Annotated in this window: 30 protein-coding genes and 1 tRNA gene; 12 read left to right on the plus strand and 19 right to left on the minus strand. The window is 44.4% G+C overall.

What is annotated here, in order from left to right:
* From A4E24_RS04000 to A4E24_RS04010, 3 genes are all read right to left on the minus strand, one after another.
* On the minus strand, positions 1-1,045 hold a 1,045-nt coding region (locus A4E24_RS04000), incomplete at its 3' end, for an Hsp70 family protein (RefSeq protein ID WP_292351885.1).
* A 91-nt stretch (positions 1,046-1,136) separates the two neighbouring features.
* Entirely contained in the window at positions 1,137-1,727 is a 591-nt protein-coding gene (gene grpE / locus A4E24_RS04005) for a nucleotide exchange factor GrpE (RefSeq protein WP_292351887.1), read from the minus strand.
* 114 nt (positions 1,728-1,841) lie between these two features.
* Positions 1,842-2,252 (minus strand): heat-shock protein, encoded by a 411-nt coding sequence (locus A4E24_RS04010; RefSeq protein ID WP_292351889.1) that lies wholly within the window; start codon positions 2,250-2,252, stop codon positions 1,842-1,844.
* A 117-nt stretch (positions 2,253-2,369) separates the two neighbouring features.
* Here A4E24_RS04010 and A4E24_RS04015 point away from each other — a divergent pair, with 117 nt between their 5' ends.
* The 7 genes from A4E24_RS04015 (at position 2,370) to A4E24_RS04045 (ending at position 7,137) form a co-directional block, all read left to right on the plus strand.
* Positions 2,370-3,287 (plus strand): ATP-grasp domain-containing protein, encoded by a 918-nt coding sequence (locus tag A4E24_RS04015; protein ID WP_292351891.1) that lies wholly within the window; start codon positions 2,370-2,372, stop codon positions 3,285-3,287.
* Complete coding sequence (locus A4E24_RS04020) at positions 3,284-4,255, plus strand: hydantoinase/oxoprolinase family protein (protein WP_292351893.1); 972 nt, start codon at positions 3,284-3,286, stop codon at positions 4,253-4,255. The genes A4E24_RS04015 and A4E24_RS04020 overlap by 4 nt, the downstream gene beginning before the upstream one ends.
* A gap of 21 nt (positions 4,256-4,276) precedes the next feature.
* On the plus strand, positions 4,277-4,930 hold the full coding sequence (locus tag A4E24_RS04025; protein ID WP_292351895.1) for an amino acid kinase: 654 nt from the start codon (positions 4,277-4,279) through the stop codon (positions 4,928-4,930).
* 83 nt (positions 4,931-5,013) lie between these two features.
* On the plus strand, positions 5,014-5,181 hold the full coding sequence (locus tag A4E24_RS04030) for an HVO_2753 family zinc finger protein (protein ID WP_292351897.1): 168 nt from the start codon (positions 5,014-5,016) through the stop codon (positions 5,179-5,181).
* A gap of 9 nt (positions 5,182-5,190) precedes the next feature.
* Entirely contained in the window at positions 5,191-5,460 is a 270-nt protein-coding gene (locus tag A4E24_RS04035; RefSeq protein ID WP_292351899.1) for an elongation factor 1-beta, read from the plus strand.
* 30 nt (positions 5,461-5,490) lie between these two features.
* Positions 5,491-5,562, plus strand: a tRNA-Ala gene (locus A4E24_RS04040).
* 1,026 nt (positions 5,563-6,588) lie between these two features.
* Positions 6,589-7,137, plus strand: a complete 549-nt coding sequence (locus tag A4E24_RS04045) for a tetratricopeptide repeat protein (RefSeq protein ID WP_292351901.1) — start codon at positions 6,589-6,591, stop codon at positions 7,135-7,137.
* Positions 7,138-7,143: 6 nt separating this feature from the next.
* Here A4E24_RS04045 and A4E24_RS04050 read toward each other — a convergent pair whose 3' ends face one another.
* Together A4E24_RS04050 and A4E24_RS04055 are read right to left on the minus strand one after the other, a co-directional pair.
* Positions 7,144-8,379, minus strand: coding sequence for a hypothetical protein (locus A4E24_RS04050; protein WP_292351903.1), 1,236 nt, complete (start codon positions 8,377-8,379; stop codon positions 7,144-7,146).
* A gap of 217 nt (positions 8,380-8,596) precedes the next feature.
* Complete coding sequence (locus A4E24_RS04055) at positions 8,597-9,070, minus strand: hypothetical protein (RefSeq protein ID WP_292351905.1); 474 nt, start codon at positions 9,068-9,070, stop codon at positions 8,597-8,599.
* A 141-nt stretch (positions 9,071-9,211) separates the two neighbouring features.
* Here A4E24_RS04055 and A4E24_RS04060 point away from each other — a divergent pair, with 141 nt between their 5' ends.
* Positions 9,212-9,799 carry a Maf family nucleotide pyrophosphatase gene (locus A4E24_RS04060; protein ID WP_292351907.1) on the plus strand — a complete coding sequence of 196 codons (588 nt, stop codon included), beginning with the start codon at positions 9,212-9,214 and terminating at the stop codon, positions 9,797-9,799.
* A 49-nt stretch (positions 9,800-9,848) separates the two neighbouring features.
* Positions 9,849-10,058, plus strand: coding sequence for a hypothetical protein (locus A4E24_RS04065; RefSeq protein ID WP_292351909.1), 210 nt, complete (start codon positions 9,849-9,851; stop codon positions 10,056-10,058).
* 14 nt (positions 10,059-10,072) lie between these two features.
* On the opposite strand, the gene A4E24_RS04070 is transcribed toward A4E24_RS04065, so the two are convergent.
* The 3 genes from A4E24_RS04070 to A4E24_RS04080 are packed head-to-tail and all read right to left on the minus strand — an operon-like array spanning position 10,073 to position 11,711.
* Complete coding sequence (locus A4E24_RS04070; RefSeq protein ID WP_292351911.1) at positions 10,073-10,492, minus strand: DUF2111 domain-containing protein; 420 nt, start codon at positions 10,490-10,492, stop codon at positions 10,073-10,075.
* 35 nt (positions 10,493-10,527) lie between these two features.
* Positions 10,528-11,439, minus strand: a complete 912-nt coding sequence (trxB, locus tag A4E24_RS04075) for a thioredoxin-disulfide reductase (RefSeq protein ID WP_292351913.1) — start codon at positions 11,437-11,439, stop codon at positions 10,528-10,530.
* A 20-nt stretch (positions 11,440-11,459) separates the two neighbouring features.
* Complete coding sequence (locus A4E24_RS04080) at positions 11,460-11,711, minus strand: thioredoxin family protein (RefSeq protein WP_292351915.1); 252 nt, start codon at positions 11,709-11,711, stop codon at positions 11,460-11,462.
* Positions 11,712-11,864: 153 nt separating this feature from the next.
* Here A4E24_RS04080 and A4E24_RS04085 point away from each other — a divergent pair, with 153 nt between their 5' ends.
* A complete protein-coding gene (locus tag A4E24_RS04085) occupies positions 11,865-12,560 on the plus strand; it encodes an AIM24 family protein (protein WP_292351917.1) in 696 nt (231 codons plus the stop codon).
* 2 nt (positions 12,561-12,562) lie between these two features.
* Here A4E24_RS04085 and A4E24_RS04090 read toward each other — a convergent pair whose 3' ends face one another.
* Genes A4E24_RS04090 through A4E24_RS04100 form a run of 3 tightly spaced genes read right to left on the minus strand, consistent with a single transcriptional unit; the run spans position 12,563 to position 15,200 of the window.
* Positions 12,563-13,276 (minus strand): UPF0280 family protein, encoded by a 714-nt coding sequence (locus tag A4E24_RS04090; protein WP_292351919.1) that lies wholly within the window; start codon positions 13,274-13,276, stop codon positions 12,563-12,565.
* Between the two features lie 33 nt (positions 13,277-13,309).
* Positions 13,310-13,696: a 4Fe-4S binding protein gene (locus A4E24_RS04095; RefSeq protein WP_292351922.1), complete on the minus strand. Its 387-nt coding sequence runs from the start codon at positions 13,694-13,696 to the stop codon at positions 13,310-13,312.
* Position 13,697: 1 nt separating this feature from the next.
* Positions 13,698-15,200, minus strand: coding sequence for a homocysteine biosynthesis protein (locus A4E24_RS04100; RefSeq protein WP_292351924.1), 1,503 nt, complete (start codon positions 15,198-15,200; stop codon positions 13,698-13,700).
* A gap of 366 nt (positions 15,201-15,566) precedes the next feature.
* On the opposite strand from A4E24_RS04100, the gene A4E24_RS04105 reads away from it, so the two are divergent.
* A complete protein-coding gene (locus tag A4E24_RS04105; protein WP_292351926.1) occupies positions 15,567-15,986 on the plus strand; it encodes an FAD synthase in 420 nt (139 codons plus the stop codon).
* Positions 15,987-15,989: 3 nt separating this feature from the next.
* On the opposite strand, the gene A4E24_RS04110 is transcribed toward A4E24_RS04105, so the two are convergent.
* From A4E24_RS04110 to A4E24_RS04145, 8 genes are all read right to left on the minus strand, one after another.
* Positions 15,990-17,132: a pyridoxal phosphate-dependent aminotransferase gene (locus tag A4E24_RS04110; protein WP_292351928.1), complete on the minus strand. Its 1,143-nt coding sequence runs from the start codon at positions 17,130-17,132 to the stop codon at positions 15,990-15,992.
* Between the two features lie 26 nt (positions 17,133-17,158).
* A complete protein-coding gene (ribH, locus tag A4E24_RS04115; protein ID WP_292351930.1) occupies positions 17,159-17,563 on the minus strand; it encodes a 6,7-dimethyl-8-ribityllumazine synthase in 405 nt (134 codons plus the stop codon).
* Between the two features lie 57 nt (positions 17,564-17,620).
* Positions 17,621-18,091, minus strand: a complete 471-nt coding sequence (gene ribC, locus A4E24_RS04120; protein WP_292351932.1) for a riboflavin synthase — start codon at positions 18,089-18,091, stop codon at positions 17,621-17,623.
* 12 nt (positions 18,092-18,103) lie between these two features.
* Positions 18,104-19,255 carry an alanine--glyoxylate aminotransferase family protein gene (locus A4E24_RS04125; protein WP_292351934.1) on the minus strand — a complete coding sequence of 384 codons (1,152 nt, stop codon included), beginning with the start codon at positions 19,253-19,255 and terminating at the stop codon, positions 18,104-18,106.
* A gap of 113 nt (positions 19,256-19,368) precedes the next feature.
* The gene (locus A4E24_RS04130) at positions 19,369-19,929 is read right to left on the minus strand and encodes a CBS domain-containing protein (RefSeq protein WP_292351936.1); all 561 of its coding nucleotides are present in this window, start codon (positions 19,927-19,929) and stop codon (positions 19,369-19,371) included.
* A 69-nt stretch (positions 19,930-19,998) separates the two neighbouring features.
* A complete protein-coding gene (locus A4E24_RS04135; RefSeq protein ID WP_292351938.1) occupies positions 19,999-20,418 on the minus strand; it encodes a membrane-binding protein in 420 nt (139 codons plus the stop codon).
* Positions 20,419-20,500: 82 nt separating this feature from the next.
* Positions 20,501-21,454: a calcium/sodium antiporter gene (locus A4E24_RS04140; RefSeq protein WP_342765374.1), complete on the minus strand. Its 954-nt coding sequence runs from the start codon at positions 21,452-21,454 to the stop codon at positions 20,501-20,503.
* Between the two features lie 75 nt (positions 21,455-21,529).
* Complete coding sequence (locus tag A4E24_RS04145) at positions 21,530-22,057, minus strand: VIT1/CCC1 transporter family protein (RefSeq protein WP_292351940.1); 528 nt, start codon at positions 22,055-22,057, stop codon at positions 21,530-21,532.
* A gap of 149 nt (positions 22,058-22,206) precedes the next feature.
* Between A4E24_RS04145 and A4E24_RS04150 the strand changes: the two genes are divergently transcribed.
* A partial coding sequence (locus A4E24_RS04150; protein ID WP_292351942.1) for a DUF89 domain-containing protein occupies positions 22,207-22,968 on the plus strand: 762 nt, incomplete at its 3' end.

Raw genomic sequence — 22,968 nt, forward strand, 5'->3', positions numbered from 1 at the left:
CACCCATTGCAACGGCCTCATCCGGGTTGATGTTCTTGTATGGGTCCTTACCTGTCACCTTTTTGATAAGCTCAGTGACTGCCGGCATCCTTGTGGAGCCTCCTACAAGAAGCACTCTATCGATGTCCTTTGCTGTGAGCTTTGCATCCTTCATTGCCTGATTGACAGACACCAGGGTCTTATCAAGCAGATCAGCGGTCATCTTCTCGAACTGTGCCCTTGTAAGGTCGATATCAATATGCTTTGGCTGCCCATTGGCATCTGCAGTGATGAACGGCAGGTTGATGTTGGTGGAAGGTATGCCGGAAAGCTCGATCTTCGCCTTCTCAGCTGCATCCCTCAGACGCTGCAACGCTGCCCTGTCCTTGGATAGATCGATTCCTTCATTTTTCCTGAACTGTTCAACAAGATAGTCCACTATCCTCTGGTCAAAGTCATCACCGCCAAGATGAGTATCTCCGCTGGTCGAAAGTACCTCAAATACCCCTCCTCCAAGCTCCAGGATGGATACATCAAAGGTACCGCCTCCGAGGTCGTAGATAAGGATCTTGTGATCTTCAGCTTCTTTATCAAGACCATAGGCAAGGGCTGCCGCAGTAGGTTCATTGATGATCCTCATTACTTCCAGACCTGCAATGGCACCTGCGTCTTTAGTAGCCTGTCTCTGTGCATCATTGAAATAAGCGGGAACTGTGATGACAGCCTGTGTGATGGTCTCTCCCAGATATGCCTCGGCATCTTCCTTCATTTTACGCAGGATCATGGCAGATATTTCCTGCGGAGTATAATCCTTTCCGCTGAGGGTTACCTTATACCCGGCCTCCCCCATGTGCCTTTTTATGGAATAGACAGTATTATCTGCATTTGTGATCATCTGCCTCTTGGCAACCTGTCCCACAAGTTTCTCACCCTTCTTGGAAAAGCCTACTACAGAAGGTGTTGTCCTGCCTCCTTCTGCATTCGGGATGACGGTTGGCTCTCCACCTTCGATAACAGCCATACAGGAATTTGTAGTTCCAAGGTCAATACCCAATATCTTTGCCATATTATTACCTCTCAGGTCCTTATAAGATAGTTATGTTGTAATTATATTTTTATGACTTTGTTCGTATAGTCGTCACGTAAAAGATGCAGTTTTAGCTACGATCTTTATCCTTATCTGCTACTGATCCTTCCGGAAGTTTTGATACGGTCACTGCAGCAGGTCTGAGCACTCGGGAATGAAGATAGAATCCCGGTTTACACACATCTATAATGGTATTATCATCGTGATCAGGATGTTCCACATGCAGCATCGCCTCGTGTTCATGAGGATCGAATTCTGCACCTATGCACTCCATTTTTTGGAGGCCTTCCTTCTCCAGGATGGAAACGAACTGCTTGAAGACCATTTCCACACCCTTCACTACAGAGCCGACATCATCTGTGTTCTTGGCAGATTCCAAGGCACGCTCGAAGTTATCATAAACTTCAATAAGTTCAAGAAGAAGTTCTTCTGAAGCAAATTTGCGGAACTCTTCTTTCTCCCGTACAGTGCGTTTCCTGAAGTTATCGAACTCTGCGGTCAGACGTAAGAGCCTGTCCTTTAACTGTGCTATCTCTTCGTCCTTCATGCAAAGTTGCTCCTCCAAAGATGGCGCGCCATTTGTGACTGACACATCATCCATCACATCATTCTCACTGTACCTGGATGTCATTTCTTTAGTATTTCCCAAACCTTCATCCATCTTTACATTCCTCTTCAATCAGTGTAAGGTCATGTGTCTGCAATGCTTATGATTGTTTGAGGTTCTATAAATAGCTTGTGGTAATAGAAATATAGAAAAAGAGAAGTGCAGGATTCAGAGATATTGTCCGTGCATCTTATGCTTCACGGCCTTTATTATGAGCATGCTTGCGATCATACATATAGCCAAAGCTGATACCATTCTTTCCCAACCGATGCCCGCTATACCACCTTTGAAAGCGAAAGACAGACCTGTAAAAAAGGCTGTCACAGCGAAGGTCACAGCAAAAGCAGCTATACCCCCGCCTATAAGTGAACCTGCATGATCAGCACCCCTATCCTCAAAAAACACAGAGGCTGCAATGAATATGACAGCAAATATCAGCAACATCACCGCAAAAGGAAGAGGCGTGGACTTTGTACTGAGCATTGCCATAATTCCCATGGCAACACCTATCATGAACAGTGCCATGGAAGTGGATATTGCTATGGCCTGTGCGAATGGATTTTCAGATAATATTCCCATATTCATCCCTTGGATAGCCAAGATGTGAATGATAGTATTTATTGATTATTGAATAATTATACTATTGTTCTTTCCTGCTCGTTAGTAATATATCTGATAAAACAATTTGCATCCTTCATGAAGATATTACTTGCAGAATATGCAATGGGTACAGGCATGGGTGGCACTTTCCTTCTTGAAGGCAGATCAATGCTCAAAACCCTTGTCAGCAGTTTCGCAAGGCTTGGACATGAAGTCACATATCTGACCTCTGGTCCTCTATTACCTGAAGGAAATGCCATTATCGCAAATGAAGAGAATTTCAGGAAGATCATAGAAGAAGAAGCCAAAAAAAGCGATGCTGGACTTGTAATAGGACCAGATGAGATCCTGGCTGAACTTACTTCGTGTATAGAGGATAATACACTTAATCTCGGTTCCACACCTGAAGCAATTGATTTGTGTGCAGATAAAGTAAAGTGCACCAAAGAGCTTCTGCGGAACAATATAGCTGCTCCCCGCATCCTTGAAGACACACATGGCATTGAATGTGTTGTAAAACCCAGATTCGGATGTGCCTCTGAAGATACATATCTTACTACGAACACTGAAATACCCCCGGGGTCCATTGCAACAGAATTCATAAAGGGAGAACACCTGAGTGTGAGCCTTATAGCAGGAGAGAGAACATTACCATTATGCGTTAACAAGCAGCTGATAGAATTTATGGATATTAAGGACCCAGCCGGACTTCGTGTTGAATATAAAGGTAACACAGTGTTTTTTTCACCTCCGTACAAAGAAGAACTGTTCAGAACAGCTGTGGCAGCTTCAAGAATATTAGGATGCAGGGGCTACACAGGAGTTGACATAGTATATGACGGAACGCCTTACATAGTAGATGTCAATCCCAGACCGACCACTTCGATCTACGGAATATGTAAGGTGATGGATGTTGAAATAGCTGATCTGCTGCTAAAGAACAGACTGGGAGGATTGCCCGGGTCTGTGGGGATAGCCGCAGAATGTTCCTTTACCAAGGAGGATTTCAAATGAGATACCTTGGTATTGACATAGGAGGGGCAAATACAAAAATAGCCACATCTGATGGAACTATAGTAGAACTTCACTACCTGCCACTGTGGAAAGATACTACTCTTCCCCAAACACTAAAGGATATATCAAAAAGGCTCAAGCCCGATAAGGTTGGAGTGGTGATAACAGGCGAACTTGCCGATTGCTTTGAGGATAAATTGCATGGACTGAAATTTATAATGAAAGCAGTGGAAGATGCATTTGCATGTGATGTTGATTATATTGGCACTAACGGAGATATCCATAAGAACAATGATGACCTGAGAGAGCTTGCAGCTGCAAACTGGGCAGCATCTTCACGATTGATCGGTGAAGAGATAGGCGATTGCATCTTCGTGGACGTGGGAAGCACTACAAGTGATATAATCCCCATAGTAAATGCGAAACATGTGGCATCAACTACCGATTTTGAGAGGCTGCTTGCAAGTGAACTGGTCTATATGGGCGCATTGCGTACCAATGTTGCTACCCTTATTGACAAGGTGGAAATGAAACTGGGAACTTGCAGGGTCTCCTCGGAACTCTTCACTACAACCGGTGATGTTTATTTGCTGCTCGGAGATATCATGCCGGAAACATATACCTGTACCACTGCAGATGGGGCTGGAAAAAGCAGGCTTGAGACCATGAGAAGACTCGCAAGGCTTGTGTGTGCGGACATGGAAGAGATATCAGAGGCTGACATAATGGATATCGCACATCAGGTTAAGGAAAAGCAGATCAATTTACTTGCTGAGGCGATATCCGTAGTATCTGTGAAACATGGTATACGCAGGATAGCTGCTGCAGGCATTGGGGAATTCATGATCATTGAAGCCGCGGAAAGACTTGGGATGGAATGCATTTCTGTGGCTGACAAGTGGGGAAAAGATATATCCAACGTATTTCCTGCCTATGCTGCTGCCTGGATGGTAGAGACAAAACCATAACTCCGGTAACAAGAGAACAATATGAGCATCATTGCAAGAAGTTGCACCGTCATTAAAGTGGGTGGAAGTCTTATGGAAACCGCTCCTGAAATGCTCATTCATTTGCAGAAGCATCTGGAGAGCAGAAGCACACCTGTCCCCACGGTGCTGGTAGTTCCCGGAGGCGGTGTTTTTGCAGATGCTGTAAGAGACATCCATAAAGATAAAGGCATTAGTGATGAAGCAGCTCACTGGATGGCTATCCTTGGAATGGAACAATATGCATATTACCTTGCCGACAAAAGTGGGATCAGTACCACAGACAATCTGGAAGAACTGGTTCCGGGAATTTCGATCCTCATGCCTTACAGACTACTACGGAAATGTGATCCTTTGCCATATTCCTGGGATGTGACATCTGACTGCATTGCTGCATGGGTGGCATCGATACTGGAAGCAAGAATGGTCAAAGTCACTGATGTGGACGGGGTGCGTATGAACGGAAAGACCGTGACAGTCGTGGGTGCGGCAGAACTGCAAAAAATGGGTGAAAGCTGCGTGGACAGGATGCTGCCGGAATTGCTTATAAAGGATGGAAGAGATTGCATGGTCGTCAATGGTAAATACCCTGAAAGAGTGCTTGCCGCTCTTGAGCAGAAAGCTGTAAGAGGCACTCTTATCAAGGGGAATATTTAAATTGTATACTGATTATGTACACAAATCATCTCTGATGAACTTAGTGTATTATCTTTATTATAAATACTGGAAGGAGAAATCGAATGGTAAACAAGGTCACAAACTGTACTTCATGCGGTGTTAACTTAGAGGAACGTGGTTTTGCCCGGTTCCCATGCCCCGTCTGCGGTGCAGAGATAGGAAGATGCATGAGCTGCAGGCAGCAGAGCAACCCTTACACCTGCCCAAAATGCGGTTTTGTAGGTCCATGAGGTGTAACAATGGGTGATGTAGCAGCAACTATTAGGGTAATGCCGGAAAGTGTGGAAACCGATCTCAACGAGCTTAAGAGCAAACTTGAAGCCGTGATCCCCGAAGGAGCAAAGTTCTTTGGTTCGAGGATCGAACCCGTTGCTTTTGGTCTGAAGGCCCTTGTCATGGTCATAATGGTAGGAGACATCGAAGGCGGCACAGAACAGGTAGAATCTGCCTTTGCTGCTGTTCCTGGTGTCGAAAGCGTACAGGTTACAGAAGTGGGCAGACCAGTCTAAGACCCTCTTTTTTTATTTTTTTTGCATTTCGGGCTCGTAGATCAGGGGAAGATCGTTACGTTCGCAACGTAAAGGCCGCGGGTTCGAATCCCGCCGAGTCCATAGAAGCGGTTTAGATAGTCCCAGGATGTTACGGTTTTTTACTCCCTTTCTTTCACAATAGTCTTCTCTCTAATCATTAGCCAATTAAGTTCCAAGTACCGCCACCCGATCCACCCATGAAATGGTATCTTTTTTATAGTGCTCAATTTTCTGTCATTTAACAGTTCATTAGAAAGCAAATATTAATATATTTTAATTAATATAGTGGAATTTGCTAACATTTTGGTGGCTTAACATATCCCCCTTGAATACACACTCCGACTCCTGTTAGGCCACTGAAATGCTATTCAATGGAATGGACAAAAAAACGGAGGTGAGATAAATGGTAGTAAAAGAGCAGAAGAAGGTAGGATCCAAGAAGCCGGAACAGGCAGAGCCGCTTTACCACACATACCCATCTAGTGGTTCATCAAAGAGAAAGTAAATGTGTATAGCTAGGATCTGAACACGGTTACTAAGTGGGAGGGAAAAACACCTTCCCACAATGAACTCATTTTTCAGGAACGGATAGAACATGGAGGTGAATTTAATGGCACTGAAAGAGCAAAAGAAAGCTGAATTGAAGAAAACTGAGAAGGGAGAAGCTGGACGCAGCATATGTTCATGTTCTTGCGGACAAAAGAAAAAGTAATTATGCCAAAATAAGTCAGAGCGTATTTACTTTGCGTGAGAGAACATGCTTACACTTCTTTTTTGATAAGGCACCTCAGTTCAATAAGCTGATGTGAAAAACGGATGATATGTTTATAATTTCTAATATAGTTAAACACTCATGGTTTGTAACTTATGCATGTAAAGAATCGTATTTAATAGATAGCGATGGCAAACTATGAGTTTCAAACAAATGGTTCACAACTATAATTGATGTGCAAATAGCCAAATCTGTCATTTGTATACTGGATATACACTTCTATTGATACCTGTCTGACCGCCATCCAACAATGTATATACGCAGGCAGGAATAATACATGCATGATAGCCAAGACAAAAAAGGCATTTTTTTAAGGATGTTTTTGAATACAGGAGATGAACACTGTGCAAATTAAAAGATCTATTATCCTGGGTTTGGTCATTATTGCGATGTTCTGTGCAGGTTGCAGTGAAAAGGACACTGGGAATATTACTCCAGGAGCGGAAGAAGTTGTTTCTGAAGGACCACTTAACTCGACCGAATGGAATAATAAAGGTGTTGACCTTTTTGTTGCAGGCAGAGCTGAAGAAGCACTGGGAGCATATGATAAAGCCACGGAAATTGATCCACAGAACGTATATGCATGGTATAACAAAGGCATTGCATATTCTTATCTGGGCCGATATGAAGAAGCATTACAAGCATACAATAGAACCACAGAGATCGATCCCGAAGATGCAAATGCATGGCATACCAAGGCTGGGGCCCTTAATGATCTGGGTAGATACGAAGAAGCCATCGAAGCACTGGATAAAGCTATAGAACTTGATCCTCAGTTTGCATATGCGTGGTATAACAAAGGCACCATGCTTGATAAGCTTGGCAGGACCGATGAAGCACAAGTATGTTATGATAAAGCTAAGGAATTGGGATATAGTGCATAATATCCCTTATTCCATCTTTGCATTGTTAACTAACTCGACTGCTCTGTTCATATGATAGATAGCGGAATTTGAATAAGATAACCACTTTTCAGTATTTTGGGGATCATCAATGCCAGCTTTAAGGTCGTTTGCGATTAGTATTGTGTATTGTCCCACATAGTTCAGGTCAGTAAGACAGAGCACCCATTCTGACTGTGCTTCTTGGAACATGGGAGATACAGAATATCTGCTGTTATCCTCCAGTGCTTTGTGAGTATCGTCTATAATTTGTTGTCCGATCATGGATAAAGAATTATGATCGGCCTTGTTCATAGCCAAGGATATCTCATCAAGATCATTGTCCAGCAGCCTTGAATAATGAGCAACACTGCCGATCCACGCATGGTCGGCATTCCAGACTCCAACAACGTGAGCCACACCGTTCCACCCAAGTCCCACTACATCAAATCCGGAATTGTTCTGGAGAAGGAAATTGTTACCTTCGGTATTATATATTGCCAACTCGGTAGACCCATCCAGGTCCCAATCTCCTGTTATCGGCTCAGTGCCTTCCCAGCCGAATCCCACAATATCTGCCGAACCATTAATGGCATTCCATAGAGCCCAGGTACCTTTGTTATCATACACACCCACTTCATCTTTACCATCGCCATTCCAATCCCCGACCACAGGAGTAACATCAGGCCACCCTAACCCAATGACATCAACTCCCGGATCATTCGGGATATGGAAATTATTACCTTGAGTGTTGTAGATGCCAAGATTAGTTACTCCATCACCATCCCAATCTCCTGTTATCGGTTCAGTGCCTGCCCAGCCGAACCCCACAATGTCTGCAGAACCAGTACTGGTGTTCCACAGAGCCCAGGTACCTTCGTTGTCGTATACTCCCACCTCCTCAGCACCATCGCCATTCCAGTCACCTGTAACTGGCGTAGCGCCCGGCCACCCGAGGCCTATGAGATCAAAGCCTGGATCAGCCTGGACCAGGAAATTATTTCCAGCAGCGTTGTAGATGCCCAGCTCAGTAACCCCATCAGCATCCCAATCACCTGTTATCGGTTCAGTGCCTGCCCAGCCGAACCCCACAATGTCTGCCGAACCATTAATGGTATTCCACAGGGCCCATGTACCTTCACTACCATATACGCCTATGGATTCAGCTGAAACTATGCCGGGAGTCATCATCAAGAAGCACAATAGCATCCCAAAATAAATTATCCTGCTTAACTGGATTTGCATTTACATCACCCATTACACGAACAACAGCAGATCAGAGTCTGCTTATTCACCGCTCTTACTCCTGACTTCCATCAATAAAAATATCAAAGCCTGGGAACTGTCCCCGGAAACTTCAATACTTCCATGAAATGCTTAATTAAGCATGGAACACAGTCTCTATATAAATACATCGAAAATATCTGAATTAGCGGCTTTGTAGAGATCCTTCAGCTGTTTCCTATTTAAAGACACTATCTAATTCTTTAACCACATCCTCTATGTAAGAAGGGATAGTTCTTATCCAAAAAAGGAACTCTTTCTCATCCGACCAAATTTCTGCCGGACCATAGTCCTCGCGCTCCCCATACATCTTCAAGTAAACCCTCTCGGCTAATTGCGGATATTTACCTAAAATCGAACGCATAGAATCTGACTCGATAATAACATTCAAATCATTACTCAAACTGACAATATTTTTAACAATTTTTCTTCGATCTTCTATGGTCAGACTGATATTCTTTCCGAATCTCTGCGCCACATCATCTTCTGCTTTTATCATCAGACAAATAAGATTGATAGCACCAAGTCCTTCTCGGTACCTGTCAATTAACTGTCTTTCTTTCCATTGAGAAAGTGAATGTACTACTCCAGAGACATCAACTATTACTTCCTTAAGAGTATCGTATGCTTCTTTAATTTTTATATCCATCATTCTGCTTCCTCCTCTCCTACTACAACTATTGTTATGAGATACAAGATTTAACTCCATATCTATTGAAAATGTGCTGAGCAGTAAAATCCACTTAAGCTGGCATACCAGCATTGATTTAAACTATGCTTAGGACTTAACATTATGCGACAGATCATACTTGCTTCTGCATCTCCTCGCAGAAAAGAATTGCTCAGGCAATTGATGGGTGACAACTTTAAAGTCGTAGAGAGCCCTTATCATGAAAAGCTGCAGCAGGGGATGAACCCTCTTGAATTTGTCATACATAATTCCAGAGAAAAGGCAAAAGAAGTAGCTTCAGTGACAGATCATGGGATAGTGATCGGAGCTGATACTGTAGTACTCTGCAATGGGGAAATACTTGGGAAACCGCATACTGAAGATAAAGCCCGGGAAACGCTCAAACTGATCAGCGGTAAAAAAGTGCATGTGGTCACTGGTTTAACGGTAATTGATATAGATGCTGACCGTCAGACCAGTGTTTCGGAAACTACGGATATTACGATCAAAAAAATGTCTGATGCTGAGATCGAAGCTTATGTAAGGACCGCAGAACCCATTGACAAGGCAGGAGCCTTTGCAATACAGGGGAAGGGAGCTATAATTGTAGAAAGGATAGAAGGCGACTACTTCAATGTTGTAGGATTGCCTTTGTTCAAACTGAACAAAGTACTTCTTGAGTCTGGGATAGATATACTGGACATGGAATGAACGAATTAGAACATAAAGCTTAAAAGGGATAAAGGATTGTCAAAAGTATATGGAAAAAACACAGGAACCCCTTTTTACCTCTAAGGTCATTGGAGTCTTGATCGCTGGATTTGCTATATGTGCCTTTCTGTTCTATGAGATGATGAAGTTTGCAGATGCAGGAAATCTGATACTTGTCATACTTACGTCTATTGCGATCTCTATAGTAGCCATTGTTATTCTAAAGTTCATAAAGCACCAGCAGATAAAAAGGATATGACAGAGCTGCAGGTATTAACGCAGCTTCTTTTTAGATTCCTCTACCTCATCAACGATGCCAGGATATTCCTTGAACATAGATAATATGTCAAGAGCAGCAACCAGGTCCACCACACCCACAGCACCTATTACACTCCCCGCTGAAGTACGTATGGGCGCCACAACAACTGCTTTTCCTTTGTAAGGCCCTTCTGTGGGCACTACGTGAATGATCTTGTTGGTCCTTAGAACGTCCTCCAATACAGGCCCCGTATAATCCCTATCCACTATTTCACCTCTTTCCATACGGATCCCACGATTGTTGAGGCTTCTAATGGTAACCGGTATGCCAAGCAAAGCATGTATGGCCTCTGCTATGGGTTGGAGATCATCAGCTGTCGAATCTTCACATATCTGCAGGCAGGATGTACCATCCGGGTTTATTTTGCAGTTCATCTCAATTCTCCTTACGTTATTCAATTTGTAAAAACCTATTGTTCATCAAGCTCCATGATGTACTCATGTGCGGACACCGCAGCCACTGCACCATCTGCAACTGCAGTGACCACCTGCCAGATAGAGGTGTCCCTGCAGTCGCCAGCTGCATAGATACCTGGTATAGAGGTTTCCAGTTTTTCATTTGTCAATATGAAACCTGAACTATTCTTTTTTACGTCTATGAACTCTGTACCGGGACGAATGCCAATATAGACAAAAACACCGTCTACTTGCAGCGTATATACGTCTCTGGTCTTGAGGTTCCGTAGAATTACGTTCTCAACACCTGTCTTTCCCTGTATCTCTTCAGGAACAGTGTCCCACACGATCTCAATATTAGGCTTTCTGGATACTCTTTCCTGTAGTATTCTGGATGCGCGCAGCTTGTCCCTTCTGTGTATAATGTATACTTTTTTCACCACATTGGAAAGGATAAGTGCATCAGTAAGTGCAGACTCTCCACCTCCGACCACAATAACGGTCTTTCCTTTGTAGAACGGTGCATCACATGTAGCACAATATGAAACACCTTTACCCATAAACTCCTTCTCACCAGGGATGCCCAGTTTCTTTGGGTTGGCACCTGTAGCAATGATAACAGTTTTTGATTCAAGGGTACCACTATCTGTCACTACCACCTTCTTGCCATCCTCAGAGATGATCGAAGATACCTCTGCGGACTCGATCTTTACTCCTACGGTCTCTGCATGTTCTTTGAACCGCTGCATGAGTTCAGGTCCGGAGATGGCTGTGAAGCCAGTATAGTTCTCTACCATATCCGTTGCTGCTATCTGCCCGGGCAGTACGTTCTTCTCAAGCACCACAGTGTCCATACCGTATCTGACCGCATATATTCCTGCGGTAAGCCCGGCAGGTCCTCCCCCTATTATGATCAGGTCATACATGTCAATAACCCGATCTTCAATTAAACTGGTTTTTCCAGGGTCTTACTGGCCTGATTTTTGTCGGGCACTCCCACAAAAACGATCTTATCATCGATTATGGTCGTGGGAACAGAAACTATGGAAAACTCCGCTACAAGCTTTTCGCCTTCCGGAGAGTCATAATCTACCTCTGCATATTCGAAATCGAATTTTTCTTTGAGCTCTCTCCAGAGTTTCTTTGCTGTCGGACAAAAATGACACCATTGGGCAGTAACCAGTGTGACTTTAACCATTATTCACCACTCCATATTATTTATAGCGTAATCTATTATCTTATCCCTATATGAAATTAGTGTTCAGCATAGAGCCAATACATATCACTTACCATAACATATTAATCAGAACATATTAATAGTAATATGAAAAATTGATATACGGTGTGATATATGGGACGCTATTCAATAAAACAATTTGTGGAGAACACAGGACAGAGAGACCTCGGACAAGGTAAGTTCGAACTGGAACGCGATCGCCTGCTTGAAGTGAATCTCGATGGCAGAGTGTGGATAAAGAAAGGTACTATGGTTGCCTACAATGGGGACATCAGGTTCACAAGGGAAGGTGTTCTGGAACACGGCCTTGGAAAACTTGTGAAGAAAGCTGTTACAGGAGAGGGACTAAGCCTTACAAAAGCAGAAGGGAAAGGCAAGCTCTACCTGGCAGATACCGGAAAAAAAGTTACCATACTGGAACTGGATGGGCAATCCATTTATGTTAATGGGAACGACCTGCTGGCTTTTGAGGAAACCGTCCAGTGGGACATCAAAATGATGAAAAGGATAGCAGGGTTCATGTCAGGCGGCCTTTTCAATGTGCTGCTTGAAGGGAAAGGCATGGTTGCCATCACCACGCATTACGATCCGCTCACACTGCAGGTCACAAAAGACAGACCTGTATTCACAGACCCTAACGCCACTGTTGCATGGTCAGGTAATCTGCAACCCGACCTGCGCACAGACATATCCCTGAAGACATTGGTTGGCAGGTCAAGCGGAGAAAGCCTCCAGATGGCCTTTACAGGCGAAGGTTTTGTGGTGATACAACCTTACGAGGAGGTCTACTTAGCCACTGTTCAGACGTGAGATCAACCTTTGGTGATACAATCGTAGTCAATATCAGCTCTGATCATTTCCGGGATGTGACCCCACATCCCTATATATTCTCCCTGTATCACTGCCGCTCCTTTTATACCAGCAACATGTTTCACAGCATCAAAGGCCTTTTCAACGGCATCTTTTCCTACGCATGTTGCATTCCCCAGTGCTGTGGCTGCAGCATCGGCCAGCGAAACATCATCCGAGAAAACTATAGCGGCATCTGCCATCCCGAAACTAATGGATGGACCCACAGTGCCTGAAGATGTACAGATCCCTGTGATATGGTCATGCACTGTTACCCTGAAACCCAGATCCTTCACAGGAGAAGTGCCTGCATAGACACCTATGATAACAGGCCTGTCGTTGATGAGTGCGATATCCCCTCCATTATCAACAATGGCAAAAGTAGCTCCTGCATCCACCATAGATTCCACTGCCATTGCTGCGATCGTACCTGCAACAGCGCTCATGGGACCGATGCCCATGGAGTTCCCTGCAACTATCATTCTTTTCACTACTTCCGGTGCATTTTCAGGGCAATCATATGGCTCCAGGGTTGACCTGAAAAATGGGTCAAAGGCAATGAACCTCTCCAGAACCTTACGATTGTGACGGATCGATTCTTTTGCCTTTGATATATGTGACTCCTTGTCTGCTACAATAGTAACTATCGTTTCTTTAAGCTGGAAATGTTCTCTCATTTCTGACCTTTAAGATGATCTTTTCCTTAAAATTCATACATCCAGGGAAAGCGCATCATGTGGACACATTTCTATACATGTGCCGCACTGGATACATTTTGTATTGTCCACTTTCAGATTCCATTCCATATCCATGGAAAATACCTTTGTCGGGCATACTGAGATACAGGCACCGCACTCCACACATTCTTCCTCGTCCCAGTTAATGGGTGTGTCAAGTTTAAGTACTTCAGCTCCTCTTGAGACCAGGGCATTCTTGATCATTCTGTATTCAGTATCCTTTATATCGGCAATGATCTCGCCTGCTGCTGAATCGAAATGTGCCTGTGCGATGTTAAGAGGAATGCCTGTCTCCAGTATAGCCTCAGCCAATATCGGTCTGGTAACAATGTCCTGATCTATGATGATCCTTATTTTCATTTCAGTTCCTCCTGGCAAAAAGCATACTGATATCATCGCTGGTAATTATGCCTATGACATGATTTTGCTCATCCACCACAGGCATTGCCGATACTCTATGCTGCTCAAGCCTTCTGGCTGCAATGGTCACCTGCTCGCTATCCATAGCAGTGATGACCTTTTTGGTCATGATATTCTCCACAAGGTCGAATGTGTTCTGCGCAACAGCTTTTGAAATATCCCATGCCGTCACTATGCCCACCAGAGTGTTGTTCTCTGTAACTACAGGCAAATGGTTGAAAGAAGCATCCATGACCTTTTTGGCAGCTTCATACACACTGGCGTTTTTATGGATAGTGATCACATTCTTGCTCATAATGTCTTTTACCATGGGTGTTCCCCTTGTTTGCTTCATTGGTCTGGAAACAGTATCCGAAGGCAATTTCTCTGCAGGTTGTGATAGGAAGAACTCTCCATGAGCGATCCAGTCTTTAAGGAGACCGGCTATCTGTCTGGAACGCTTGAAACTTGAAAGTGAAGAAGTTACAACCTCACGTCCTTTGATATCAATAGAACCAGACCTCAGCTCTTCATATGTTACCTGTCTGACAACCGGCCTGTCACGGCTGGGTATCCCGTAATCTATAACCTTGGTAATTATGTCAGCATCAGAGACTGCAGTGGCCAGCGCAACTTTTTCATCAAGCACAGGTATAGGGATCCCCATTCCCACATACAGAGATACGCCATATCCTGTGAAAGTGGAGGCGCGTATGAATTCCGTGTCCATTTCCTTAAGATCGCCCTGGACCATCAGTGTACCAAAACCGCTCTTCGAGGAATGCTGAGTACCCTGGCCCACTATATATCCCTGTGCTCCTCCGAGGAAAATACGCGTGCCTGTACCAATGGTCCTGTATTCCGGGTCATTGGAAAGAGGTGATAATACTCCTGCACCTGAATATGTCACATTGCCGAAATTGGGCATCAGTGAGCCCATATAGGTGTACAGTTTCTGGGAAGTACTGTTAGTAGCTGCGTTATATTTTTGATATGCGTTACGAGGATTGAGCATAATTGCCTGGTTCAGGTCATTGATGTCGATCGTCGTATCAAGGATCTTCCTGGGATAACAATCCGTCCCCGGAGAAATAGCATGTACATCGATCGCATTGCCTCTGATAAGGTCTTCTATTACATGAGCCCCACCGTATTCCATTCCAAGTGTCTCTGACACCTGTGTGGCTCCAATATAGGCATCCACTGCCGCTACACCAGTATATGCTTCAACATCATTGAGCCATATTTTCTGCATTTTTATAGGAGGTTCCGAATGACCAAAGTTAAGAAAAACACCGGAGGAACACATGGCACCAAAAGTACCTGTCGTTACTATATCTACTTCCTTAGCGGCTCCTTCTGCGCCAAGCTCTGCCACGATCCCGACCATTTCTTCAGCAGTCACTACACTGACGCTTCCATCTTTGATCCTGTCATTGATCTCACTGATAGATTTGTTGACCATGATACCTACCTTTGCAATTCGAACATAATTAGTTAGAACAACTATATATTACATACGGTAATTAAAATTAACAGATATTATGCATTAATATGCATTAACTTCCATTGACATATCAACTTCATTGATCGTTTTCCACATTATGGACAGGGAATGAATATCATCATCCATGCTCCTCTCTACAATGGATAAACCTTATCCTCTATACATAATATTCTTCCTGGCAGCACTGCTAAAGCGATCAAAGATAACACGTTTCTTGAGTTCCGGCATGTCTTCTGCAAAATATAGTTGAAAAGGGATTTGAATTGCTGCATAAGATTATTAAAGGTAGTGTGCCTCTACCTCATACAATTCCAGGTGATATGAGTGATAAGGGTCTTAGCAACCGGGACTTTTGACCTGTTACATCCAGGGCATCTGACATACCTGAAAGAATGCAAGGCATTGGGAGATGAGCTATATGTTATCGTTGCAAGGGATTCCATGATCAGACATAAGCCTAAACCAGTGATACCTGAAGATCAGAGGGTAGAGATGATCAATGCCCTCAAGATGGTAGATAAAGCGATCCTTGGAAGTGAAGAAGATATTTTTGCGCCTATAATGGAAATAAAACCTGATATCATTGCTTTGGGTTATGATCAGCACTTTGATGAGAACGAACTTAAGAGCGAGCTGCACAAAAGAGGGTCCTGTGCCCGTGTTGCAAGAATAGGAAAAGCAGAACAGTGTGCTCTGTGCAGCAGCGCAAAGATCGTTAAGAAAATATTGGAAAAATGTGGCTGAGGATCAGCCAAGAATATCATCGATCCGCTCCAGCCCTTCGTGGATGCGTTGCTGGGACGTGGCATAGGAGAGTCTTATAAAATTGTTCCCGCTGTTCCCGAAAGATGAACCCTGGGTCACTGATACATGTGCCTCGTTGAGAAGCTGGTCCGTCACCTGGTCACCATCTCCGAATTCGCTCACATCTGCGAACACATAAAAGGCACCCTCTGGTTTATGGCATCGAAGACCAATCGAATTCAAACCTTCCACAAGGATATCCCTTCTTACATGGAACTCCTTTACCATATCGTATACAGGCTTCTGGGGTCCCTCCAATGCAGCTACCCCTCCAAACTGGACAAAAGTGGTGGCACCACTTACGGAATTTGACTGTATCTTAAGAAGGCCTTTAAAAATATCCGGTGCAGCAGATACATACCCAAGCCTCCAGCCGGTCATGGCGTAAGCTTTGGAAAATCCATTAACGGTAATGGTCCGGTCCTGCATCCCATCCATAGAACCGATGCTTATATGGTCTTTTTCATAGATTATCTTTTCATAGATCTCATCGGAAAGCACAAGCAGGTCGTGATCAATAGCGTGATCTGCAATAGATCTCAGGGTCTTTTTATCGTATACTCCGCCTGTGGGATTACAGGGACTGTTTACTACGATCAGCCTTGTCTTATCAGTGATGTATTCACCAATATCGTATGGTTCAAAACCGTTCTCCGGGTCAGTGGGCACCCATACCGGTTCTGCTCCTGCGAAATGGATACATGCTTCATAGGAGACCCAGGCAGGATCAAAAAGGATGGCTTCCTCTCCATCGCCAAGCACTGACAGCATTATAGAGAATATGGCCTGTTTTGCTCCCGGGGTAACGAGCACACTCGATGCTTTTGTTTCCAGGCCATTCTCAACTCTGAGCTTCTCGGCTATGGCTTCCCTCAGTTCAGGGATACCGGGTGCAGGAGTGTAATGTGTTTCCCCCCTGTACATAGCATCGGCGGCAGCATCACATATATGTTTAGGAGTATCGAAATCAGGTTCTCCTAGATTAAAATTAATGACATCTATTCCCTGTTTCAGCATCTCACTGGCCCTGTTGGCAGCTTTGATAGTAGCAGATTCCTGCATCCTTGCAAGTCTTGTGGAAACCATAGGCAGCCCTCGGATAATTATGTTTTTCAAAGGCGTCTTACTAATTTGACTGCTGCCTCTACTGCACGCTTAGCATAGTCCACACGTTCATGGGCCTCAAGTCTTGACATGCCAGGACCCGCAATCCCAAGAGTGACAGGTTTTTCATATTCCAGGGAAAGATCAGTGATCTTCCTCGCAGCATGCTGGACAACTATCTCATCGTGCTTGGTAGCTCCTTCTATGACAGAACCAATGGTAACGATGGCATCTATGTCTTCCCTCTTACAAAGCTTCTTTATGGCAAGCGGCATATCGTACACACCGGGAACCAGTATTTTTTCCTTGACAGTGGCTCCCAGGAACTTAGCATGTTCTTCACCCAGCAGTTCCATCTGATAGGTAAGGTCCCTGTTGAATTCTGCAATGACAAATCCAAGATTTATGGTCATGTGATATTCACCTTTACTTGTGTTTTAACAATTCATATATGTTGAAATTATTTTTTTTTACATGCGTGCAGGCCCGACATCTTCAAAACCCTGCCTTTGACCAGTTCCTGCTTCCCTGATCAGGGATTCAGGTCTGAACAGCAGCTTAACCGCATTGACCGCATGTTCCCTTGACCGCTGCTCCATAAGAAAGGCAAGTTCTCTTTCATCCTTTGCCTCGTCCTCGTGAACGAACACCTCGATGATGTGAGTGTTGGTCATGAGCTGCGCCTGTATAAGGCCCATAGAGGCCTGGTTAGCACACATCCTGTCCTTTTCCATTTTTCCCGGCATACCCAGGGCAATGACCAGATCACATGGCTCTTTGCTGTCCTCTATAAGCCTTTTGGCTGCCACAGGCAGATCTTTGATACCCGGCACGGTAACTCTTTTGATCTTTACTGAGACGTGCCTCTTCACCTCATCAATAGCTGCACCTCCCATATCAAAACGTGCAAAAGTGGTATCAACGATGCCTATTGTAGCCATGAGGATCACTTTTTAGAGCGTGTCCAGTACGTCGCTTGCGGCCTCGATACCTGGTCCTACACTGGAAACAACATCACGCTTCTTGAGCACTATCTCAAGCTCGGCGACTGTAAGCAGGATATCTTTTGGCTGGACATTGCCCATATTGCCTATCCTGAAGATCTTGCCGCTGAGTCTGTCCTGACCGCCTGCGATCACAATGCCCCTTGCCTGCATATCCTTTTTGATATCATTACCAGTGACACCTTCAGGTGCCTTCATTGCACTGACAGTATTAGAATAATGACTGTATTCATTGAGGTCTGGCAACATCTCGATCCCCATTGCCTCCATAGCAGCCCTTACGGCAGCAGCTTCAGTACAGTGACGTTTTATTCTGGCTTCCATGCCTTCTTCTTTTATTATATGCAATGCTTCCTGCAGCGCATAGAAAAGAGGTATGGCAGGAGTATACGGAGTTTCCCTCAGGGCTTTCTCGCTGCTTTTCTTGTAAGCTTTCAGGTCCAGATAATAAGGCATGCGCTCCATGTCATCCATGGCTTCGAATGCTTTCTTGCTCACAGATACAACGGATAGTCCGGGAGGTGTGGCCAGGCATTTCTGTGATCCGACCAAAGCGATATCCACATTCCATTCATCGACCTTGACAAGATCACCGCCCAGAGAGGTGACACCATCCATGATAAAGAGTGCACCGTATTTTTTTGCGAGTTTTCCGACCTCTTTTGCAGGGTTAAGGATACCTGTAGACGTTTCATTGTGAACCAGTGTGACTGCCTTTGCTCCCTCTTCCAGCTTCTCTTCCAACTGTCCGAGATCTACGGAACCACCCCACTCATATGCAAGAGGCTCTACCTTTCCATACCTCTTTGCAATATTCTTGAACCTTTCACCGAACTTACCATTTTCGAGAGCTATGATACGGTCGTTAGGGTTTGTAATGCATCCCACAGCAGCTTCCATAGCTGCAGTGCCTGATCCGCTCAGAACAAAAATATCGTTCCTGGTGTTGAAAACTTCGGCGAGTATCTGCCTGCAGTCGTCATATATGTCTGAGAACGCATTACTCCTGTGATTGATCATAGGTTTTGACATCGCTCTAAGTACCCGTGGTGCAACGGGCACAGGCCCCGGCATCATAAGCAAAGTATCTTCTAAATTCATATATATCGCCTGAAATCTTGGATAAAAGGATCGTGCTGTAAGATATCCTTTTCTATTTATTGAAGACTTGACCTGTTTAATGTAGACCTTATATATAATGAATGCGGACATCTTCATCCGCGCAATAATTTCATCAGATCATGTTTTGTAACAACACCTGCAATCTGCCCGCTTTCCAGAACGATCACAGCTGGTGTAGTTTCAAGAAGATGGGAAACCAATTTGACATGGGTCCCGGGTGAGACAACGGGAAAAGTATCGCCCATGAGATCGCGTATCTTCATCTTTGAGACTTCAAGGGCTTTTTTCTCTGCCATGGAACGAACAATGGTCTCCTCTGAGATACTCCCGATAGGTACTCCGTTCTCCACTACGGGGATCTGCGAGATGTCATTCTCTTCCATGATCTTAACGGCAGCATCCACCGGCTCTTCAGCACTGATGGAGATAACATTAGTGTTCATAAGGTTCCTTGCCACCACATGGCTTTCTTTCTCACTCTTATCGAATGCGTCAAAAATACGTTTAAGGGTAGAAAGACGTGGATCAACATCACCTGCTTCGATCCGGGCTATGAGTGGCTGGCTGACACCTGCCCGTTTCGCCAGTTCACTCTGAGTAAGCCCGAGTTCGTTCCTTTTCTGCCGGATACTTTCTGGAGTGGGAAGGTGCATGATTATTACTCATAGTAATTATGCTATTTATATGTGACCATATCCGGCAAAAAAGAAAAAAGAAAAAGATTACTGATCAAATTCAGTGACCTGACCATTTTCGTCTATCATGGTCATTTTACCATCTTTCATGGTCATTTCGCTCTGAACAGTACCATTCGCATAGTAGCTCTTCCAGCTGAATGTTTCGCTATCTTCTGAGAACACGTATTCAACTCTGGCAACCTCATCAGCAGGATTGCTGGAAGTGTATTCCATCACACACATTTGTATGCCATCGACCTCTCTTGTGCCGGTATAGACCATGGAAACTTCCTCTCCTGTTGTCGGATTAGATGTTTTCCATGAAGTGCCCACAGGACACCAGCCTTCTTCATCCCCTGTTGTTACCTGCACTTTTTGTCCGTCTTCGGTCTCATAAGTGGTGGTATCCTTATCGCCACATCCTGAAGCGGCCACAGCTATCAACAATATTGCACGATCAGCCATTTTATGTTCATATTGATCCCCAAGTGAGTCTCAGCTAATAAGATTTAAATTTATCGATAGAGTTCTACGCAGCATTTCCATTTTACGCGTACCACATCATCAGTCCGGCAACATACAGGCCATACAGCACTACCATGAAGGCACCCTCCCAGCGTTCAAGGCGTTTTTTTGTCACACCGAACATGAGCAGCAAGAATATGAACACCAACATGGCCGGAAAATCATAACTTGTAGACTGTCCCAGGATCTCCAGGCTGGCGATCTGAGCACACACGCCCAGTATCAGAGTGATATCCATGGTATTGGCTCCGATTATATTGCCGATGGAAAGGTCCTGATGTCCCTTCATGGTTGAAGAGATAGCGGTTATGAACTCCGGCAAAGATGTACCAAAAGCCACCAGGGTCAGACTGATGATCATTTCAGGAATTCCCACTATGCGTGCAAGTTCGATTCCCGAATTCACCATGATCCTGCTTCCGATCACAACCAGGATAGCCCCTATGAGGAAATACACAATATCCCTGCGCATCTCATTTAATGGTACCCTTTCCACTTTTTCAGGTCCATCGAAAATGGCACGCTGCAACTTGTAGTTGTAATAAAGGAACCCAACAAATATTATCAGCAATATGATACCATCTGTCTTTGAGATGTGCTGGTCCAGGCTGACCACAATAAGGGTTATACCTGCAAGTGCCATGAAAAAGCCTTTACGTATAAAACTTTCAACGTCTACTGAAGCGGCCTTCACCGCAAGGACAGATCCCAGGATCAGGCCAATGTTACATGTCACCGAACCAACCGCATTTCCCACCGTCATGTCAGTATGACCAAGCAGCGCTGCAGTTGCAGAAACAGCAAACTCTGGCGATGTTGTGGCAAAACTTACAATAGTAGCGCCAACTATCACTTTAGGTATCCCGCTTTTTTCTGAGATCGAAACGGCCGATTCCACGAACCAGTCAGCTCCTTTGGTTATCATCAACAAGCTGATTATGAAGAGTAATACTGTAATAGCGATCATGTTGAACATGATATAGACACATTGGATTTAAAATGAAGGGTGAAAGGGCGACTGAGCTCAAAGTTGTAGAGCATATCGACAGACTTAATGTTCAAGCCCAAGAGATGTTACGGCAACAACAATAACTATGCCAAGACCCACCATACGGGCAGAGTGCTTGATCAGACTTTGTTTTGCAAGTTTTCCGGAGTACATCCCAAGGATGGAAAGCACAGCAATGCTCAGGATAATGGATATTGTCAGCATGTGCTCATCTAATAGTAAAAACGGCATGATAGGAACCATTGATCCCAGGAAACTGGCACCTCCGTGGAAAATGGAATCACTCCATATCTTCTGTTTCGTCTGCTTTTCAATAGTTGTACATGCCAGACTTCGAAGCAGGGGCTTTTCAAGCTCTGCAAGTTTTCCATATTCAACAGCACTTTCGGCAAGGTATGATCCCACACCATTAGTAAGAGCAAGCGCCACAGCCCCTCCGAAAGCAGCATTGATTATTATAGAAGGATCATCGGCAACGTGAGATGTCCCTATAACCACACCCAGTACCGCCAGTATCCCATCGATACTGCCCAGTATGATATATCTTCCATGTTCGATCTTAAGTTTCATTACTATCAGGTTCTGGCCAATGTTACAATAAACATTATCCTGAGCTGCCTTTTAATATAAAGAACTTTTTAGCCACATGTCACTTACCCAGACAACAGGCTTATTTCGGATGTAGCCGATTATAGGACAGCTTTAAGCAGGAAATATTAATGAAAGTCGATCCACAATGCTCATACTGTCTGCTTTCAAGGGTCCACTATGAATCAGAACTATCCACTGATAATGAAATACTTATAGACAGGATCATGCAGGAGTGTATCCAGGTACTTAATGATACGTATGCACCAGGCGTTCCGGCAGCATCAGTATCCACTTCGATGCATAGGAGGGCTTATGAGCTGCTCAATGACAGCGATCCTTACAGAGATATGAAAGACGTATGCAACAGGACAGCTGAAAAAGTGTTTCCCATTGCAAGGTCCATGGTCTATGACGGTGGTCCTTCGGACAATGAACTGTTCAGACGAGCAGTACTTGCAGCTGTGATCGGTAACTTCTTTGATTTCGGGGTAATGGGACTTGAAGTTCCCATCAGCTTGTTCGACGAGACCTTCAGGCAGCATTTTAGCAGAGGACTGGATATAGATGATACTCCCAAGATGCTTGATATGCTGGATAATGTAGTATATGTAGCAGACAATTGCGGCGAGATACTGCTTGATACCCTTGTCTTCGACATAATAAAAAAACTGGGGGGACATGTAACCCTTGTGGTGAGGGGAAATCCCATACTTACTGACGTTACAATGAAGGATGTGATAGAGCTGGGGATCGATGGAAAGGTCGACAGGGTCCTGACCACAGGTTCCGGTTCCATCGGAGTGGATATGGAACAAGCTCCACAAGAGCTTTTAGATGCTTTCAGGGATGCGTCTTTAATAATCAGCAAAGGAATGGCGAACTATGAAACT

Source organism: Methanomethylovorans sp. PtaU1.Bin093, from assembly GCF_002067275.1.
GTDB lineage: Archaea > Halobacteriota > Methanosarcinia > Methanosarcinales > Methanosarcinaceae > Methanomethylovorans.

Bases quoted from the DNA above. Each gene is read 5' to 3' on its own strand.
- grpE (WP_292351887.1), bottom strand. From the start codon at position 1,727: ATGGATGAAGGTTTGGGAAATACTAAAGAAATGACATCCAGGTACAGT.
- A4E24_RS04010 (WP_292351889.1), bottom strand. From the start codon at position 2,252: ATGGGAATATTATCTGAAAATCCATTCGCACAGGCCATAGCAATATCC.
- A4E24_RS04015 (WP_292351891.1), top strand. From the start codon at position 2,370: ATGAAGATATTACTTGCAGAATATGCAATGGGTACAGGCATGGGTGGC.
- A4E24_RS04020 (WP_292351893.1), top strand. From the start codon at position 3,284: ATGAGATACCTTGGTATTGACATAGGAGGGGCAAATACAAAAATAGCC.
- A4E24_RS04025 (WP_292351895.1), top strand. From the start codon at position 4,277: ATGAGCATCATTGCAAGAAGTTGCACCGTCATTAAAGTGGGTGGAAGT.
- A4E24_RS04030 (WP_292351897.1), top strand. From the start codon at position 5,014: ATGGTAAACAAGGTCACAAACTGTACTTCATGCGGTGTTAACTTAGAG.
- A4E24_RS04035 (WP_292351899.1), top strand. From the start codon at position 5,191: ATGGGTGATGTAGCAGCAACTATTAGGGTAATGCCGGAAAGTGTGGAA.
- A4E24_RS04045 (WP_292351901.1), top strand. From the start codon at position 6,589: ATGAACACTGTGCAAATTAAAAGATCTATTATCCTGGGTTTGGTCATT.
- A4E24_RS04050 (WP_292351903.1), bottom strand. From the start codon at position 8,379: ATGCAAATCCAGTTAAGCAGGATAATTTATTTTGGGATGCTATTGTGC.
- A4E24_RS04055 (WP_292351905.1), bottom strand. From the start codon at position 9,070: ATGATGGATATAAAAATTAAAGAAGCATACGATACTCTTAAGGAAGTA.
- A4E24_RS04060 (WP_292351907.1), top strand. From the start codon at position 9,212: ATGCGACAGATCATACTTGCTTCTGCATCTCCTCGCAGAAAAGAATTG.
- A4E24_RS04065 (WP_292351909.1), top strand. From the start codon at position 9,849: ATGGAAAAAACACAGGAACCCCTTTTTACCTCTAAGGTCATTGGAGTC.
- A4E24_RS04070 (WP_292351911.1), bottom strand. From the start codon at position 10,492: ATGAACTGCAAAATAAACCCGGATGGTACATCCTGCCTGCAGATATGT.
- trxB (WP_292351913.1), bottom strand. From the start codon at position 11,439: ATGTATGACCTGATCATAATAGGGGGAGGACCTGCCGGGCTTACCGCA.
- A4E24_RS04080 (WP_292351915.1), bottom strand. From the start codon at position 11,711: ATGGTTAAAGTCACACTGGTTACTGCCCAATGGTGTCATTTTTGTCCG.
- A4E24_RS04085 (WP_292351917.1), top strand. From the start codon at position 11,865: ATGGGACGCTATTCAATAAAACAATTTGTGGAGAACACAGGACAGAGA.
- A4E24_RS04090 (WP_292351919.1), bottom strand. From the start codon at position 13,276: ATGAGAGAACATTTCCAGCTTAAAGAAACGATAGTTACTATTGTAGCA.
- A4E24_RS04095 (WP_292351922.1), bottom strand. From the start codon at position 13,696: ATGAAAATAAGGATCATCATAGATCAGGACATTGTTACCAGACCGATA.
- A4E24_RS04100 (WP_292351924.1), bottom strand. From the start codon at position 15,200: ATGGTCAACAAATCTATCAGTGAGATCAATGACAGGATCAAAGATGGA.
- A4E24_RS04110 (WP_292351928.1), bottom strand. From the start codon at position 17,132: ATGGTTTCCACAAGACTTGCAAGGATGCAGGAATCTGCTACTATCAAA.
- ribH (WP_292351930.1), bottom strand. From the start codon at position 17,563: ATGACCATAAATCTTGGATTTGTCATTGCAGAATTCAACAGGGACCTT.
- ribC (WP_292351932.1), bottom strand. From the start codon at position 18,091: ATGGCTACAATAGGCATCGTTGATACCACTTTTGCACGTTTTGATATG.
- A4E24_RS04125 (WP_292351934.1), bottom strand. From the start codon at position 19,255: ATGAATTTAGAAGATACTTTGCTTATGATGCCGGGGCCTGTGCCCGTT.
- A4E24_RS04130 (WP_292351936.1), bottom strand. From the start codon at position 19,929: ATGCACCTTCCCACTCCAGAAAGTATCCGGCAGAAAAGGAACGAACTC.
- A4E24_RS04135 (WP_292351938.1), bottom strand. From the start codon at position 20,418: ATGGCTGATCGTGCAATATTGTTGATAGCTGTGGCCGCTTCAGGATGT.
- A4E24_RS04140 (WP_342765374.1), bottom strand. From the start codon at position 21,454: ATGTTCAACATGATCGCTATTACAGTATTACTCTTCATAATCAGCTTG.
- A4E24_RS04145 (WP_292351940.1), bottom strand. From the start codon at position 22,057: ATGAAACTTAAGATCGAACATGGAAGATATATCATACTGGGCAGTATC.